Here is a 16,918-nt window from a genome sequence, read left to right as displayed (position 1 = left end):
ACTCATTCAAGGCAAATGACTTATTCACGACGCGGACGCGCCGTGGTTGGATCTCTGTGACGAGCACAGAAATGAGGAAAAGAAACAAACCGCCGCGTCACCCGCCATCCTCGTTCAGACCACAAAACCTCTCACTTTCCGCCTGCACTCAATCCTGCGCCCCCTTGAATGTGTGGTCCCTCTATGGCATCACGCGCCCTCCTAATTCTGGGCGCGCGGGCGCCCTTCATGCGGAGCATGGCTCCGGTCTCAATCACAATCGGCATGAAGAGGTGCGGGCATGGCTCAGGCGCTGGGTTTCGACTTCGGCACGACAAACACGGTTCTCGCCACGGCAAATGGCGGGACAACGCATTCGATGGCGTTCACAAACGCGGAAGGCACGGCCGACAGCATGCGCACGGCGCTGTCCTTCATGAAGGATCCGCGGCTCGGCGCGTCGACCCCGAAAGTCGAGGCCGGACATGCGGCGATCCGTCAGTTCATCGACAATCCCGGCGATTGCCGCTTCCTGCAGTCGATCAAGACATTTGCGGCAAGCACCCTCTTCCAAGGCACCTTGATCTTCGCCAAGCGCCACAGCTTCGAAGACCTGATGGAAATCTTCATCCGGCGGCTGCGCGCCTATGCGGGCGAAAACTGGTCGGGCGATGTCACACGCATCGTCACTGGGCGGCCGGTGCACTTTGCCGGCGCCAATCCCGACCCGGCTCTCGCCACCGAACGCTACAACAAAGCGCTCTTGCGCTTCGGCTTTCCGGAAATCCACTATGTCTACGAGCCGGTTGCCGCCGCCTTCTACTTCGCGCAGAACCTGAAGTCAGACGCCACGGTGCTTGTTGCCGATTTCGGCGGTGGCACGACGGACTATTCGCTGATCCGCTTCGAAACCGTTGCCGGCAAGCTCACGGCAGCGCCGATCGGACACTCGGGCGTCGGTGTCGCGGGCGATCATTTCGACTACCGGATGATCGACAACATCGTCGCGCCGCAGATCGGCAAGGGGAGTTATTTCAGGAGCTTCGACAAGATCCTTGAGGTGCCGTCGAACTATTATTCGAGCTTCGGTCGCTGGAACCAGCTTTCGATCTTCAAGACCTCGCGCGAATTCGAGGATCTGAAGAAACTGGTCCGCACGGCGCTCGAGCCGGAGAAGCTCGAAATCTTCATCGATCTCGTCGATCATGACGAGGGCTATCCGCTGTATCAGGCGATCTCGGCCACCAAGATGGCGCTGTCGTCAGCAGACGAAGCGCCCTTCGATTTCGGCCCGCTCGGCCGCGGCGGCCATCACATCGTTCGCCGGAAGGATTTTGAAAGCTGGATCGCGGAGGACCTGGCTCGTATCGAAGGCGCGCTCGACAACGTTCTGGAAAGGACGGAGACCCGACCCAGCGAGATCGACAAGGTCTTCCTGACCGGCGGCACGTCCTTCGTGCCCGCCGTCCGCCGCATCTTCAACGAACGCTTCGACAGCGGCAAGATCGAGACCGGCGGCGAGCTTCTCTCGATCGCCCACGGTCTTGCCCTGATCGGCGAGCGCGACGACATCGCGCAATGGACTGTGCAATAGCCACAGGCCACGCCGCCCACTCTTTCATTGCCGCCGCCACTTCGCTAAGGTCGCCGCATGGTCTCCGTCAACGAACTTTCCCCGGCCGAGCTTGCCGCACTTCTGCATTTCCATGCGGACGCCGGCGTCGAATGGCTGCTGGAGGAGGAGGCGGTCGACCGCTTCGCCGAGTTCGAGGCGATGAAGCAGGCCCGGCGCAACGCCACCGCTGCTCCGCAAAGCCCAGCCCAACCGGCAGCGCAACATCAGGCGGCAGCGCCGGCTGAGCGCGCAGCCCCTCGTCCGCAACCTGCCATTCCGGATGGCGAAGCTGTGCAGCAGGCACGCTTTGGGGCCGAGAGTGCGCGATCGCTTGCCGAGCTCAAGACCGCGATCGAAGCCTTCAACGGCTGCAACCTCAAGCACAGCGCACGTTCGACGATCTTTGCGACGGGCAACGCAGCAAGCGGCATCATGGTGATCGGCTCGGCGCCAGGCGCCGACGACGACCGCGAGGGCATGCCCTTTGCCGGGCGGGCGGGACAACTGCTCGACAAGATGCTGATGGCGATCGGCCTCGACCGCGAGGGCATTCTCCTGACGCAGGTCATCCCCTGGCGCCCGCCGGGCAACCGGGTCGCCTCGCCTGCCGAAATGGAAATCTGCCGTCCCTTCATCGAACGCCAGATCGCGCTTGCCGAACCGAAAGCCATTCTGTTGTTCGGCAATTTCGCCGCCCGCTTCTTCTTCGGCGAGAACGACACCATTCACGGCCTGCGTGGCCAATGGAAGGAAATCGGCGCCGGGCCGCTGACGATACCGGCGATCGCGACGCTCCACCCGCAGGATCTTCTGACCGCGCCGATCAACAAGCGGCTGGCCTGGAGTGACCTGCTGGCATTTCAGGCACGGCTCAAGTCGCTCGGCCTGATTAGAAAATAGACAACTGTTAAGTTCTTATGAAACAACCCATGCGCTCATCGCATGGCTGTATCCTATTTTGGTGCATTGCAGAATCGATGCTGCACTGCAATATATAGTCTTGTCTTGGGAGGAATGTGACAGGAACCAAGGCAATGAACGCACGTTTTCGTCCTATCCACTGCGGGTTTGAAACCCTCCGCCTGGCAGGCGATCCGGCTCGTACTACGCAAGGCTACAGCCGTCTGGGCTTTGCAACCAACGAGCAGATGATCGCGCGTGGGACCGGCATCAGCGGCCGTACGACGCGGCCCTCGGCAATCTTCGTCGATTTCCAGGAATACTGAGATGAGCGCGCAGCCCGGCTTCGGGCGCGCGACCGGAGTTTTGTGATGTCTGCAGTTCTCATTTCGCTTCTGCGCAACATTAATACCATCGAGCATATCCGCGCTGCCGTCTGCGCCGCAAAGGAGTATCAGCGCGAGCTTTCCTCCGCCAAGCCGATTTCGCTGCTCAAGGACATCGCGGCGATCGCGCTTTAGAGACTAAGCTTCCGCGGGCACTTTGGCCGGCACACCCTTGAGCGTTGCCCTGGCGAAATGGAAGGCCTGCTCGACATAGGCAAACTTGACCGCCTGCCATCCGCAATATTCCCTCACGAAATCGCGCGATATCCATAACTGCGTCTTCTTGGGCTCATCACGCCAGCCGAGGCAGCCTTGCTGCGCCGCCTTTGCAAAGAGGCGCTGCAGGTGCGTTCGCGACATCATGAAATCGCCGGCGAGATTGCGCGTTTCGACGCGGCCGACGTCGAATCTCTCGGTGTCGGCGCCGCTGAGGTCAATTCGGGCCATCAGATGGTCCACCACCAGACCGCCCGCCTCCGTCCATAGGAAGAGCGCAATCGGCGCTGGCGGCTCCCGCCAGGCCACATCTTCGAGGCAACTGCGGGCAACCAGCGGCTGGGCGATCCGAAGGAGCTCCGGATGGGCCTGCAGGCAGCCGGCGCGGTCGCCGCCGTCCAGCATGTCGAGGGCGGCGAGATTGGCGAGAAGCCAGCCGTACATAGCCTGATTGCTGACTTCGGTCGGTTCGAAATGGCGCGGGCGGCGGCGCTCCTCACCCGGCGCGTGGGCGATGAAGCGATAGGTGAAGAGTTCTTCGATGAAGTTCAAAACCGTGTTGCGGCTCGCGACCTTGTGCTGCGTTATCAGCGTCGTCAGCGAAACCGCGGAAAAACCCGAAGAGGGATCGCCGGGATCGTACTGCATGGCGAGCGCATAGGCCGTCTGGGTAAGCAGCCAGCGCTGGTGCGAGGTGAGCAGACGGGCAAGGCGCGGACCGGCTTGGAACATGCCGCGCAAAGTCCCGGCCAGGTGACGGATGCTGAGCAGAAAATCAGGGTGCCGCGCCAGTTCTTCTGCCGTAAATTTCATAGGCGTCCCGCTTGCAAGCCAGCGTTCGGAGCAGCTAAGCACGGGGACCAAAGTCTGGCGTTAGCGGCCAATCAGACATGCAAGGCTTTGAATAAATGAAGTTTCGTCATATTTAGAAACCACATTTGGGGGCCGATTGGTATCCTTAAATTTCGCCAGTGCATTCGCCAACGGGCGGCACAATCAGCAGACAGATTTCCGCCTTGATCCGATCAGGGCTGCGGCGTGCCGGCTTTCCGGGCTTTGCGGCGCTCCAATCCGAGTTGATGCTCGCGGTAGATGATGAATATGCCGGCTGCGACGACGATCGCCGTTCCTGCCATCATATGGACGCCCGGGACATCACCGAACACGAAATAGGCGATAACGCCGCCAAGCAGGATCGACGTATATTCGAACGGCGCCACCGTCGACACGTCGGCGTGACGGTAGCTCTCTGTCAGAAGGATTTGCCCGACGCCGCCGCAGAAGCCGGCACCGACCAGCAGAAGCACCGTGTTGAGATCGAGTGAGGCCCAGCCGAACGGCAGCGTCGCGAGCGAGAAAAGCGATGCAATCATCGAGAAATAGAGGACAATCGTCGCCGTCCTTTCCTCTTCGACAAGTTTGCGTACCTGGATCATCGCCATGCCGGCGAGCACGGCGGCCGTCAGGACGCACAACGCCCCCACCGCCTGCTCCGCTTCCATGCCGCCTTGTCTGAGAAGCGTCAGCTTGGGCCACGAGACGATGGCAACGCCGATGATACCAAAGAAAACCGCGCTCCAGCGATATGCTCTGACCGTCTCCCCAAGAAATACCGCCGCGAAAATGACCGCGACCAAAGGCGTCGCATAGCCGAGTGCAATCGCTTCCGGCAACGGCAGATGCAGCAGGCCGTAGAAGCCGAAGGCCATGGAAAGGATGCCGATCGTGCCCCGCTTCAGATGGCCGAGCGGGTTTGCCGTATAAAAGGCCGTCCGCAACTGTCCGCGATAGGCAAGATAGGCCATGATCGGGAAGAGCGCGAAGAAGGAGCGGTAGAAGGTCACCTGCCCCGGCGCGATGTCGGACCCGGCGAGCTTGATGAAGGTCTGCATGCCGAGGAAGACCACCACCGATGAGACCTTCATCAGGATTCCTCTCATCGGATTTTCGAAAGCCGACTGCATGTCAGAAACTCGTGCGTCAGTTGTTTGAAGCGGGGGAAATACGTCAGACTCGACGCAACCTGACTGTGGCAGGCGTTGCGCTCGAAGAACAGGCCAAAAGTGAAAAAAGGCGCCAGCCGATTCAGTTCCCACGCTTTTCGGCTCAAAGTTGCACAAAAAAACATCATATGAGGGATATGCCCAAAAATGTTCGCCTGACTATTTAACTCTTAATCTTTTGAAAACCATAAGCTCGCATTGATTTTCAGCAGCACCGCTGCCGTCATTTTCACAGTCACGTGAAATTATTGCCAGGATCATTTGCATGTTGCCGCTTAAATCAAGTGATGGCGATCGAACGCAGCAGAACGCAACGCCACGCTCCATGCGGGTTGTGACGGAGGGGATCGGAACCGATCTTGAGCATTTCAGCGCGGCCAACACGCATGTGGTGAAGCAGATCAAGCTGCTGGCGATCAACGCGCTGATCGAGGCCGCCCGCGCGGGCGAAGCCGGCAAAGGTTTTGCGGTCGTCGCCAACGAAGTGCAGCGGCTGGCGCAGGTTGCCAGCGATATTGCTGGAAAATTCGAGAGCAACGTTCTTGGCCGCATCGGGCTTTCGCGGACGATGGCGGAATCGCTGGTGAACGAGATGGAGGGGGTGAGGCTGACGGACCTTGCGCAAACCCTCGTCCAGCTTATCGTGCGCAACCTCTTCGAACGGACGGCTGACGTGCGGTGGTGGGCGACCGATACCGCGCTGTGGCAGGCGGTGCAGGGGCCGGGCAGCGGCACGGCGAGCTTTGCGGCCGAGCGGCTGGGCATGATAAACCGCTTCTATACGGTTTATCTCGACCTCGTGCTGACCGATCTTTCCGGGCGTGTCGTCGCCTCGGCCAATCCCGAGTTCCAGCGCAAAATCACCAGCCGTTCGCTTGCCGGCGACGCCTGGTTCCAGGCGGCAGCCCATTGCAAGTCCGGCGACGATTACATCGTCGACGAGGTGCGGCCCAGCCCGCTGCACAACGGCAGGAACGCCCTTGTCTACGCCACAGGCGTTCGCGAAGGCGGCAAAGTCGACGGCAAACTCGTCGGGACGCTCGGCGTTTATTTCGACTGGCAGAACCAGGGACAGGCGATCGTCGAGAAAGAGGCCAACCTGCCGGCGCAGGTCGCCGAAAAGACGACCGTGATGTTGCTCGATGGAGCAAACAGGATCATCGCGGCAAGCAATCCGGCGCTTCTCTTCACGCACTTCGCGCTGCAAAATCAGGCAGGCCAATCCCGCGGCAGCTACTACGACAATAACGGGTCGATCGTCGCCTATGCAAAGACTTTGGGATACGAGGATTACGACGGTCTCGGATGGCACGGCGTCGTCGTCCAGCGCACAGAAGACGATGCTGCCATTAGGGCCGCCCTCAATCTCAGATAGTGCACGCGCGTCAGCCAAGCATCTCCGCCAATTGCGCCATCAAAACTTGCGCTCCCTCCATTTCGCTTTAAGTTTAGTTCAGACTTTAATGTAATGATGCCGCAAAACTTACGGCAGAGCATTCGCGTCTGTCCCAGCCCATATCGATAAAGGTCTTCAGGGAACATTATGCGTACAGACACGGGCCAGGTCATCAATCTGGCAGACTACCGCCCCACCGACTTCGTTCTGGAACGTGTGGACCTGACCTTCGAGCTTGATCCCACGGAAACAAAAGTCGAAGCGCGCTTGATCTTTCATCGCCGCGAAGGTGCTAATCCAAAGGCGCCGCTTGTTCTCGACGGCGACGAGCTTTCGCTTGCCGGCCTGCTGTTCGATCAGGTGGAAATGTCGGCGGAGCAATATACAGCAACGGCCGAGAGCCTGACCGTTTATGACCTCCCGGCAGCCGAGCCTTTCGAACTGACGATCACGACGATCATCAATCCGGAAGCAAATACGCAGCTGATGGGCCTCTACCGCACCGGCGGCATCTACTGCACCCAGTGCGAGGCCGAGGGTTTCCGCCGCATCACCTATTTCCCCGACCGCCCGGATGTTCTGGCTCCCTACACCGTCAACATCATCGCCGACAAGGCCGCCAATCCGCTTCTGCTTTCCAACGGCAACTTCCTCGGCGGCGCAGGCTATGGTGAGGGCAAACATTTCGCCGCCTGGTTCGACCCGCATCCGAAACCGAGCTATCTCTTCGCGCTCGTCGCTGGCGATCTCGGCGTCATCGAAGACACATTCACGACGATGTCTGGCCGGGACGTCGCGATGAAGATCTATGTCGAGCACGGCAAGGAGCCGCGCGCCGCCTATGCCATGGATGCACTGAAGCGCTCCATGAAGTGGGACGAGGAGGTCTTCGGGCGCGAGTACGATCTCGACATCTTCATGATCGTCGCCGTTTCCGACTTCAACATGGGGGCGATGGAGAACAAGGGCCTCAACATCTTCAACGACAAGTACGTTCTTGCCGACCCGGAAACCGCGACGGACGCCGACTACGCCAATATCGAGGCGATCATCGCGCATGAATATTTCCACAATTGGACCGGCAACCGCATCACCTGCCGCGACTGGTTCCAGCTCTGCCTCAAGGAAGGCCTGACCGTCTATCGCGACCATGAATTCTCGTCCGACCAGCGCTCGCGCCCGGTCAAGCGCATTGCCGAGGTCCGGCACCTGAAGTCGGAGCAGTTTCCGGAGGATGGCGGTCCGCTCGCCCATCCGGTCCGACCGACGCAATACCGGGAAATCAACAATTTCTATACGACCACGGTCTACGAGAAGGGCAGCGAGGTGACGCGCATGATCGCCACCCTGCTCGGCAGGGAGACCTTCAAGAAGGGCATGGACATCTATTTCGATCGCCATGACGGCCAGGCCGTGACGATCGAGGATTTCGTCAAGTGCTTCGAGGATGCGAGCGGCCGCGATCTTGCGCAGTTCTCGCTCTGGTATCACCAGGCCGGCACGCCGCTTGTCACCGCCTCCGGCAGCTACGATGCGACCGCCAAGACCTTCAGCCTGTCGCTGGAACAGATGGTTCCGGCAACACCGGGCCAGACCGACAAGAAGCCGATGCATGTCCCGCTCAGCCTCGCTCTCTTCGGCGAAAACGGCGGCAAGATCGAACCGGCCTCCGTCGAAGGCGCGGAATATGCAGGCGAAGTGCTGCATCTGACAGGCCGCACGCAGACCGCTGTTTTCCATGGCGTCGGCTCCCGGCCGGTCGTTTCGATCAACCGCAGCTTCTCTGCGCCGATCAACCTGCATTTCGACCAGAGCCCCGCCGACCTTGCGCTGCTCGCCCGTTACGAAACCGACCACTTCGCCCGCTGGCAGGCGCTGACCGATCTGGCATTGCCGAACCTGTTGAAAGCGGCGCGTCATGCACGCGACGGTAAAGCAATCGTCTGCGAACGGACCTTCATTGATGCGCTGCTCGCTGCCGCTGCCGACAAAAACCTTGAACCCGCCTTCCGCGCTCAGGCGCTCGCACTGCCGAGCGAAGCCGATATTGCCCGCGAACTCGGCAGCAACAACGATCCCGACGCGATCCATGCCGGGCGTCAGGCCGTCATGAAGCAGATTGCCGATCAGGGCGCCGAGGTTTTCGCCAAGCTCTTCGAGACGATGACCACGCCCGGCGATTTCAGTCCGGATGCACGGAGCGCTGGCCGCCGCGCGCTGCGCAATGCCGCGCTGACTTACCTTTCCTACGCCCAGTGCAGCCCGGGACACGCCAAGGCCGCTTTCGACGCTGCCAACAACATGACCGAACTGCTGCACGCGCTGACGATCCTGGCGCATCGCTTTCCCGAAAGCGGCGAAGCGATTACCGCTCTTTCGGCGTTCCGGGACCGCTTTGCGCAGAACGCGCTCGTCATCGACAAGTGGTTCTCCGTACAGGCGACCATCCCGGGCGCGGCCACGCTCGACCGGGTGCGCAAGCTCATGGAAAGCCCGCTTTTCAAACGCACCAACCCGAACCGCGTGCGCGCCCTTGTCGGCACCTTTGCCTTCACCAATCCCACCGGCTTCGGCCGGGCCGACGGCGAAGGCTACCGCTTTATGGCGCGCGAGATCCTCGATATCGACCAGCGGAACCCCCAGCTCGCCGCCCGAATCCTAACCTCCATGCGTTCTTGGCGCGCACTGGAACCGGTGCGCGCCGGTTTCGCCCGCGCGGCCCTGGCGGAGATCGAACAGGCACCTGCCCTTTCGACGGACGTGCGCGACATTGTCGAGCGCACGCTGAAGGGGTGATTTGCCCGCCAGGAACGCCGCACGACCCTGCGGCGTTTCGAAATGACTCGGCAAAAAAATCAGCGCTTATAAATGGTTAATAGATTTTTACCTTTCCCTCTGGACACGACGAATCAGTAGTGATTCATTGAGTCAGGTTCGGGCGAGCGGCGTCGCGAATCACACGAGGGATCAAAGCTGGTGATGATGAACGTGCGGCGGGCAACTGCGGCCGAAGGGCGGCTGCGTGTCGATTTCGAGGGGCTTCGTGCCTGGCACGGCAATGCCTCCAAGCGAACCGCGGCGATCTCCAAGCCGATTGCTAACCGTCTTCCGCAAGCCGAGATTATCCTGAAACGGGCCATCCCGGCTCTGATCGTCGCCTTCCTGACCGTCGTTGCGGCCTCGCATTTTTTCGGGATGATGTCGGATTATGCTCGCATGGGCACAGCCGCCCGGCACGCGACCGCGCTTTCGGCCGCGACCGCAGCCGCCGTCTTCGCCGACTCGACCGACCTCTTCGAAAGCGGAAACGCCGAGCAGGCGCAGGCGAAGCTGGCGAAATTCCTGCCGCAGGACCGCCTCGGCCGCGGCTCCTTTGTTCTCCTCGTCCAGACGAGCGGCAAGGTCTTCGCAGCATCGACCGCGGGTCTTGCATATGTCGGATCGAATGCTGGCGATTTCTTTCCCGAGGTTTCCGCCATCCGCCGCTTCGGAGATCGCGCTGGCGTCATCGAAACGACGATCGGGGGCGATCCGCACTATGCCGAAATCACCCTGGTCGGCAGCACCGGCGGCTATATCATCGCCGCAACCTCGCTGGACGAGATCGGAAGGCTGTGGCGCGAAGAGCTGACCCTTAACGTCACGCTGTTTGCCGGCATTTCCTCGATCCTGCTGGTGATCCTTTACGCCTACTACATGCAGGTCAAGCGCGCCCGCGACGCCGACGAGATCTTCGTCGAATCGAACCAGCGCGTCGAGACGGCACTTTCGCGCGGCCGCTGCGGGCTTTGGGATTTCGATTTCGACAACCGCGAATTCTTCTGGTCGCGCTCAATGTACGACATGCTCGGCCTGCCGGCTTCCGACAAGACGATGTCCTTCGGCGATGCGGCCCGGCTCATGCATCCTGAGGACGGCGGGCTGCACGAGATCGCGCGCTCGATCGCCAAGGGCAGTTCCGGCCAGGTCGACCAGGTCTTCCGTATGCGCCATGCCGGCGGCCACTATGTGTGGATGCGTGCCCGCGCCCAGATGATCCGCAGCAATTCCGGCCGCGTGCACATGATCGGCATCGCGATGGACGTGACCGAGCAGCACCGTCTCGCGCAGCGCTACGCTGAGGCCGACCAGCGCCTTGCGGACGCCATCGAATGCACGTCGGAAGCCTTCGTTTTATGGGACAAGAACGACCGCCTGGTGATGTGCAACGCCCACTTCCAGCAGGCCTACGGGCTTCCCGATAGCGTCCTCGTTCCAGGCACTGAGCGCAGCGTGGTCAACGCCGCCGCCGCCCGGCCGGTCATCGAGCGCCGAATGGCCGATGCCGATGGCGCCGGCCATTCTCGCACGACAGAAGTCCAGCTTGCCGACGAGCGCTGGCTGCAAATCAACGAACGCCGCACCCGCGACGGCGGCATGGTTTCCGTCGGCACTGACATCACGCTTCTGAAGCGCAACCAGGAGCGCCTGCGCGAATCCGAGCGGCGCCTCATCGCTACCATCGGCGACCTCAAGGCATCTCGTCAGACGCTCGAAAGCCAGAAGGCGGCTCTCTCGGTCGCGAACGCCAATTATCAGGCCGAAAAGGAGCGTGCAGAAGCGGCCAACAAGGCAAAGTCGGAATTCCTCGCCAACATGTCGCATGAGCTGCGCACGCCGCTCAACGCCATCCTCGGCTTCTCCGAAATCCTGCAGAACCAGATGTTCGGCCCGCTCGGCTCGTTGAAATACGACGAATATGCCCGAGACATCCATGACAGCGGCAAGCACCTGCTCAATGTCATCAACGATATACTCGATATGTCGAAGATCGAGGCCGGGCACATGAAACTGCACCGCGAGAAGATCGATCTTGCGCCGCTCATCGAGGAAAGCCTGCGCTTCACCGCCATTCCGGCGGCCAAGAAGAACATCATTATCGAACAGCGGGTTTGCGAAGGCATGACGCTGACGGCAGACCGCCGGGCCATGAAGCAGATCCTGCTCAACCTTCTCTCCAATGCGGTGAAGTTCACGAACGAGGGCGGCCGTATCGCGCTCCGCACCCGTCGCGATGCGGAAGGCGTCGTCGTCACGATCGCCGACACCGGCATCGGCATCCCCTACGAGGCGCTCACCAAGATCGGCCAGCCCTTCGAGCAGGTGCAGAACCAGTATGCCAAGAGCAAGGGCGGCTCCGGTCTCGGCCTCGCGATCTCCCGCTCGCTGACGGCGCTTCACGACGGCAAGATGCGCATCCGCTCGCGCGAGGCGATCGGCACTGTCGTCTCGTTCCGCATTCCGGACGGCGCGCGCTAAGAATTCACCGTCGTCTGGAATATCTTCCGGACAGCCTTGGAAAGCCGTTTGACCTCGCCTTCAAGCGTCTTGATGTCCGGGCAATCTCCGGCCCGGCACACCAGCTCGGTCAGGCCGGACGGCGCATCCTTCGGATCAAATGGCCCGTCGATGCAAAGCCGGATCAGCTGCGACAATTCCGTGTAGAGCGTGAACGCCTCCAGGCAGAGATCGAGGTCGGCTGCCGGCATCAAGTTGCCGCCAAGCGTCTTCAGTGCATCGCCGGTATTGTTCATTCCACCCATCTTCGCAGTCACGTCCCTGGCCGGAGCAATCAGCGCCAGATACTGCGCGATGAATTCAATATCGATCACGCCGCCGGAAATAAGTTTCAGATCCCAAAGGCCGTCCGGCGATTTCTCCTTGTCGATCAGTTCGCGCATCTCCGCGACGTCACGGCTTACCTTTGTGACGTCACGTCTCTTTGAAAGCACATCGCCGATGATCCGCTCCGCCTCGCTCACCAGGCTCCGATCGCCGCAGATCAGGCGGGCGCGGCTGAGCGCCATATGCTCCCAGGTCCAGGCTTCGTCGCGCTGATATTTCTCGAAGGACCTGATGCGCGTGGCGACCGGGCCCTTGTTGCCCGAGGGGCGAAGCCGCATGTCGACTTCGTAGAGAACGCCCTCGGCAGTCGGCGCCGAGAACGCCGCGATCAACCGCTGCGTCAGACGGGTGAAGTACCTTGTCGCGTCCAACGGCTTCGCGCCGTCGGACTCGGAAGCGGCGTCGTCATAGTCGTAGAGAAGGATGAGGTCGATGTCGGAGCCCGCCGTCAGCTCGAAGCTGCCGAGTTTGCCCATGCCGGCAATGGCGACCCTTCCGCCGGGAAAATCGCCGTGCGCCGCGCGCATTTCCTGCCTCACCGCTTCGAGGGCGGCTTCGATCGCAAGATCGGCCAGATGGGTGAAGGCGCGGGCCGCCATCAGCCCGTTGATCGCGCCGGTCAGCAGCCGGATGCCGATCAGGAAGCGCTGTTCGGCGGCAAAGATGCGCAGCCGATCCAGCACCTCCTCGTAATGGCTCGCCTGCCCCAGCGATGCCTTCAGGCGTTCGCCGAGATAGTCGCGTGTCGGCAGCTCCGCCATCAGTCCCGGATCGAGCATGCCGTCGAAGACGTGCGGCTTGGCGGCGATCACCTCAGCAAGCTTCGGCGCCGAGGACATGATGTTAACGATCAGCGAAAGCAGCGCCGGATTGCTGCCGAGCAGTGAGAAAAGCTGGATGCCAGCAGGCAGGCCGGAAATGAAGCTGTCGAAGCGCAGCAGCGCCTCGTCGGCCCGCTTGCTTTCACCGAACACGCGAAGCAGCTCCGGCGCGAGTTCCGTCAGCCGCTCCCGCGCTTCGACGGATTGCGTTGCGCGATAGCGGCCATAATGCCAGGTGCGGATGATACGGGAAATGTCGGACGGACGCTTGAAGCCGAGCTTCTTCAGGGTCTCCAGCGTATCCGGATCGTCGGCCTGGCCGGTGAACACCAAATTTCCGGTCTCGGTCGACAGTCTGGTTTCCTGCTCGAAAAGCCGCGCATAACGCCGCTCGACGGTCCGCAGAACCTCCACCAGCCGCTCGGCGAAACTCGACGTATCGGTGAAGCCCATCATGAAGGCGATGCGCTTCAGGTCGGCCTCCGTTTCCGGCAGCAGATGCGTCTGCTCGTCGCGCACCATCTGGATGCGGTGTTCCACATCGCGGAGAAACCAGTAGGTCTCCGTCAGTTCGTCACGTGTTTCCGCATCGATCCATTTCGCCTTGGTGAGTTCGGCAAGGGTCTCCTCCGTACCGCGGCTGCGCAGCGCCGGCATGCGCCCGCCGGCGATCAGCTGCTGCGTCTGAACGAAGAATTCGATCTCGCGGATGCCGCCGCGGCCGAGTTTGACGTTGTGCCCCTTCACCGCAATGGCGCCGTGGCCCTTGTGAGCGTGGATCTGCCGCTTGATCGAATGGATGTCGGCGATCGCCGCATAGTCCAGATATTTGCGGAAGACGAAGGGGGCGAGCCCACGCACGAACGCCTCGCCCGCCTTCATATCCCCAGCGACGGGCCGCGCCTTGATGAAGGCTGCCCTCTCCCAGTTCTGGCCACGTCCTTCGTAATAGACCATCGCCGCATCAACCGGGATCGCAAGCGGCGTCGAGCCTGGATCGGGGCGCAGGCGCAGATCGGCTCGGAAGACATATCCGTCGGCTGTCCGCTCCTGGAGGATCCGCACGAGCCGCCTCATCAGCCGCGGAAAGATGTCGATCGCATCCTCGGGATCTGGCACGATGCCGGCCTGCTCGTCGAAGAAAATCACAAGATCGATATCGGACGAATAATTCAGCTCCGATGCGCCGAGTTTTCCCATCCCGAGCACGACCAAGCCGGAGCCTTCGCTGGGATTCTCGATGTCCTTCACCTGCAGTTTGCCGCTCTCATGGGAGGATAGCAGCAGATGGTCGATCGCCGCTTTGACCGAGGCCTCGGCCAGAGCGCTCAGCCAGGCCGTCGTCTGCCGCCCATCGAAGAGCCCGGCGAGATCGGCAAGCGCGATAAGGAAGGACACTTTCCGTTTGATGATCCGCAACCGGCTCATGACGGCAGACTCGGAAGGCGAAATCCCGGCCTCCGGTTTCCAGCAGCCGCGCGCTTCGGCGATCAGCACGTCGATCTGCGGCTCGAGCGGCGATGAAATCGCAGCAGCGAGAACTGCATTGTCAATATTCGCGACGTCGCGAAGATGGGGCGAAAGCGTCAGCACCGCAGCAATGAAATCGCACATCGGGCCACCGGCCTGCAGCATCGCCGCGACCGCCGGTTCGTGTCTGCCGATATCCTGAAGGTGGGCGAGCGCCAGCTTGAGTTCGGATTGGTTCAATGGGCGCAGCAGGCCGCTGCGCACAACCTTCAGGCTATGTGTCGATTTCGTCAGCATTCCACCTCCCCGAGGACGGCAGCACCCGGAATCAGCGCCGCCGTACCAGCCCCTAACCTAGGGTCACAATCTGGAGCGGCCAACCCTAAGCAGGCTTGACGGGGAAAATCATGCTGACGGTGAGGCCACGGCCGTCTTCTTTTTCCAGATCGGCGTCTGAAAGCTCCAGCGTGCCGCCATGCAGCTCCATCACCGCCTCGACCAGCGAAAGGCCAAGCCCTGTGCCGGGCTTCGACCGGCTCTCGTCAAGCCGCACGAAGCGCTTGACGACGTCCGCGCGCTTGTCGGCCGGAATGCCCGGCCCGTGATCGGTGACCGAAAGGCAGATGCCGTCGGGCCGGCGCACCAGCTTCAGACTGATTTCACCGCCCTTGGCATCGCCGGAATATTTGATCGCGTTGTCGATCAGATTGAAAATCGCCTGGCCGACCAGTTCGCGGTTACCTTGCACGCATATGTCGGGTTCGATGCTGCATGTCAGCGCCAGCCCGGCCTCTTCCGCAACGGGCTCGTAGAGCTCGGCGCTATCGGCAACGATCGCCGACAGTTCGATTGGCGACATCTCCGCTGCGACTGAGCCCGCTTCCACGCGCGAGATCATCAGAAGTGCATTGAAGGTTCGGATCAATTGATCGGATTCCGAGATGATCCCCTCTAGAGCCGCGCGGCGCTGGTCTTCATCGGCCGTGTCCATCGCATCCGTAGCCTTGTTGCGCAGGCGTGTCAGCGGCGTCTTGAGGTCGTGGGCGATGTTGTCGGAAACCTGCCGCAGCCCTTCGTTCAGCTTTTCGATGCGCTCCAACATCGTGTTCAGCGAAACCGACAGACGATCGAACTCGTCACCCGACACGCCGACCGGCAGGCGCTGCGAGAGGTCGCCCGCCATGATCTTCTTGCTTGCGGCCGACATGCGATCGATCCGCTTCAGCGCGTTGCGGCCGATACCGAACCAGATGATGATCGCGCCGAGGCCCATGATCGCCAGCGCGATCATCAGCGCCTGGCGCACCAGCACGCGGAAGCGCTCCGGTTCGCCGAGATCACGGCCGACGAGAATGCGCAGGCCGTTGTCGAGCACGAAAATATTGGCGATCGCCATATGGCGGCGTTCGCCGCCGCCGCTGTCGGTGTAGCGCTGATAGGAGAAGGGAACAGACGTCCAGCCAGTTTCCTCGAAGACGCCCGCCTGTACCGAGGCGACGTTGCCCGCAAGGATATCGCCCGACGGACCGGCAATGACGTAGAGATTGGCGCCCGGCTGGCGCGTGCGGCGCTCCATCGCGCGCAACAGCGCGTTAATGCCGCCCAGATCATAGGCGCGCCTGACCACGTCGACTTCTTGCTGGACGGCTTCGCGTATCTGCCCGTTGAGCAGCCGTTGAGACATCGCCGTCACATAGAAGACGAGCGTTGCGGCGCAGATTGCAAAAAGCAGGATGTATAGTGCCGAAAGACGGACTGCGGTGGACTTGAAGAGAAACCAGAAGCGGTTCATCCCTCGTCCTTGATCATGTAACCCGCACCGCGGATCGTCTTCAGCAGCGGCTGGCTGAAGTCCTTTTCGATCTTCGAGCGCAGACGCGAGACATGCACGTCGATGACATTCGTTTGCGGATCGAAATGATAGTCCCAGACATTCTCGAGAAGCATGGTGCGCGTGACTACCTGCCCGGCATTCTTCATGAGATATTCGAGAAGCCGGAATTCCCGCGGCTGGAGCGGGATTTCCCTGCCACCGCGCCGGACTTCATGGGAAAGCCGGTCGAGTTCGAGGTCGCCGACCCGGTAGACCACATCCTGCTCCGGCGTGCCCTTGCGGCGTCCGAGCACTTCGACGCGTGCAAGAAGCTCGCTGAAGGCATAGGGCTTCGGCAGATAATCGTCGCCGCCGGCGCGAAGGCCGGTCACGCGGTCATCGACCTGCCCAAGGGCGGACAGGATGAGAACCGGCGTATGAATACCCTTGCGCCGCAACTCGCTGATGACGGAAAGTCCGTCGCGGCGCGGCAGCATGCGGTCGATGACAATCACGTCGTAGCTGTTTTCGGACCCCATGAAGAGGCCGCTTTCGCCGTCGCTTGCATGATCGGCGACGATGCCCGCCTCGCGAAAGGCCTTCGTGAGGTAGGCCGCGGCTTCAAGATCGTCTTCGATGATGAGAATCTTCATGC

12 protein-coding genes are annotated in these 16,918 nt (G+C 61.3%); 7 read left to right on the top strand and 5 right to left on the bottom strand.

Going from position 1 to position 16,918, the window contains the following annotated elements; genetic code table 11:
- Positions 1 to 280: 280 nt before the first annotated feature.
- The 4 genes from N2599_RS03925 (at position 281) to N2599_RS38130 (ending at position 3,015) form a co-directional block, all read left to right on the top strand.
- The gene (locus N2599_RS03925; protein WP_027507485.1) at positions 281 to 1,573 is read left to right on the top strand and encodes an Hsp70 family protein; all 1,293 of its coding nucleotides are present in this window, start codon (positions 281 to 283) and stop codon (positions 1,571 to 1,573) included.
- A gap of 57 nt (positions 1,574 to 1,630) precedes the next feature.
- A complete protein-coding gene (locus tag N2599_RS03920) occupies positions 1,631 to 2,494 on the top strand; it encodes a uracil-DNA glycosylase (protein ID WP_027507486.1) in 864 nt (287 codons plus the stop codon).
- Positions 2,495 to 2,628: 134 nt separating this feature from the next.
- Positions 2,629 to 2,820 carry a hypothetical protein gene (locus N2599_RS03915; RefSeq protein WP_027507487.1) on the top strand — a complete coding sequence of 64 codons (192 nt, stop codon included), beginning with the start codon at positions 2,629 to 2,631 and terminating at the stop codon, positions 2,818 to 2,820.
- Positions 2,821 to 2,865: 45 nt separating this feature from the next.
- Positions 2,866 to 3,015 (top strand): hypothetical protein, encoded by a 150-nt coding sequence (locus tag N2599_RS38130; RefSeq protein WP_245209197.1) that lies wholly within the window; start codon positions 2,866 to 2,868, stop codon positions 3,013 to 3,015.
- A 3-nt stretch (positions 3,016 to 3,018) separates the two neighbouring features.
- On the opposite strand, the gene N2599_RS03905 is transcribed toward N2599_RS38130, so the two are convergent.
- Complete coding sequence (locus N2599_RS03905; protein ID WP_027507488.1) at positions 3,019 to 3,909, bottom strand: hypothetical protein; 891 nt, start codon at positions 3,907 to 3,909, stop codon at positions 3,019 to 3,021.
- Between the two features lie 212 nt (positions 3,910 to 4,121).
- A complete protein-coding gene (locus N2599_RS03900; RefSeq protein ID WP_027507489.1) occupies positions 4,122 to 5,060 on the bottom strand; it encodes a DMT family transporter in 939 nt (312 codons plus the stop codon).
- 304 nt (positions 5,061 to 5,364) lie between these two features.
- Between N2599_RS03900 and N2599_RS37575 the strand changes: the two genes are divergently transcribed.
- The 3 genes from N2599_RS37575 (at position 5,365) to N2599_RS03885 (ending at position 11,793) form a co-directional block, all read left to right on the top strand.
- Positions 5,365 to 6,474, top strand: a complete 1,110-nt coding sequence (locus tag N2599_RS37575; protein ID WP_027507490.1) for a methyl-accepting chemotaxis protein — start codon at positions 5,365 to 5,367, stop codon at positions 6,472 to 6,474.
- 168 nt (positions 6,475 to 6,642) lie between these two features.
- Positions 6,643 to 9,291, top strand: coding sequence for an aminopeptidase N (pepN, locus tag N2599_RS03890; protein ID WP_027507491.1), 2,649 nt, complete (start codon positions 6,643 to 6,645; stop codon positions 9,289 to 9,291).
- 183 nt (positions 9,292 to 9,474) lie between these two features.
- Complete coding sequence (locus N2599_RS03885) at positions 9,475 to 11,793, top strand: PAS domain-containing sensor histidine kinase (RefSeq protein WP_027507492.1); 2,319 nt, start codon at positions 9,475 to 9,477, stop codon at positions 11,791 to 11,793.
- Here the strand turns inward: N2599_RS03885 and N2599_RS03880 are convergent.
- The 3 genes from N2599_RS03880 to N2599_RS03870 all read right to left on the bottom strand — a co-directional run bounded on the left by N2599_RS03880 (position 11,790) and on the right by N2599_RS03870 (position 16,916).
- On the bottom strand, positions 11,790 to 14,747 hold the full coding sequence (locus N2599_RS03880; RefSeq protein WP_027507493.1) for a bifunctional [glutamine synthetase] adenylyltransferase/[glutamine synthetase]-adenylyl-L-tyrosine phosphorylase: 2,958 nt from the start codon (positions 14,745 to 14,747) through the stop codon (positions 11,790 to 11,792). The genes N2599_RS03885 and N2599_RS03880 overlap by 4 nt on opposite strands.
- 85 nt (positions 14,748 to 14,832) lie before the next feature.
- Entirely contained in the window at positions 14,833 to 16,242 is a 1,410-nt protein-coding gene (locus N2599_RS03875) for a sensor histidine kinase (protein WP_027507494.1), read from the bottom strand.
- Positions 16,239 to 16,916: a response regulator transcription factor gene (locus N2599_RS03870; protein ID WP_198521654.1), complete on the bottom strand. Its 678-nt coding sequence runs from the start codon at positions 16,914 to 16,916 to the stop codon at positions 16,239 to 16,241. Before N2599_RS03870 ends, N2599_RS03875 begins: the two co-directional genes overlap by 4 nt.
- Positions 16,917 to 16,918: the final 2 nt, after the last annotated feature.

The organism is Rhizobium sullae, assembly GCF_025200715.1.
Lineage (GTDB): Bacteria > Pseudomonadota > Alphaproteobacteria > Rhizobiales > Rhizobiaceae > Rhizobium > Rhizobium sullae.
This window is presented reverse-complemented; position numbering and strand designations above follow the sequence as displayed.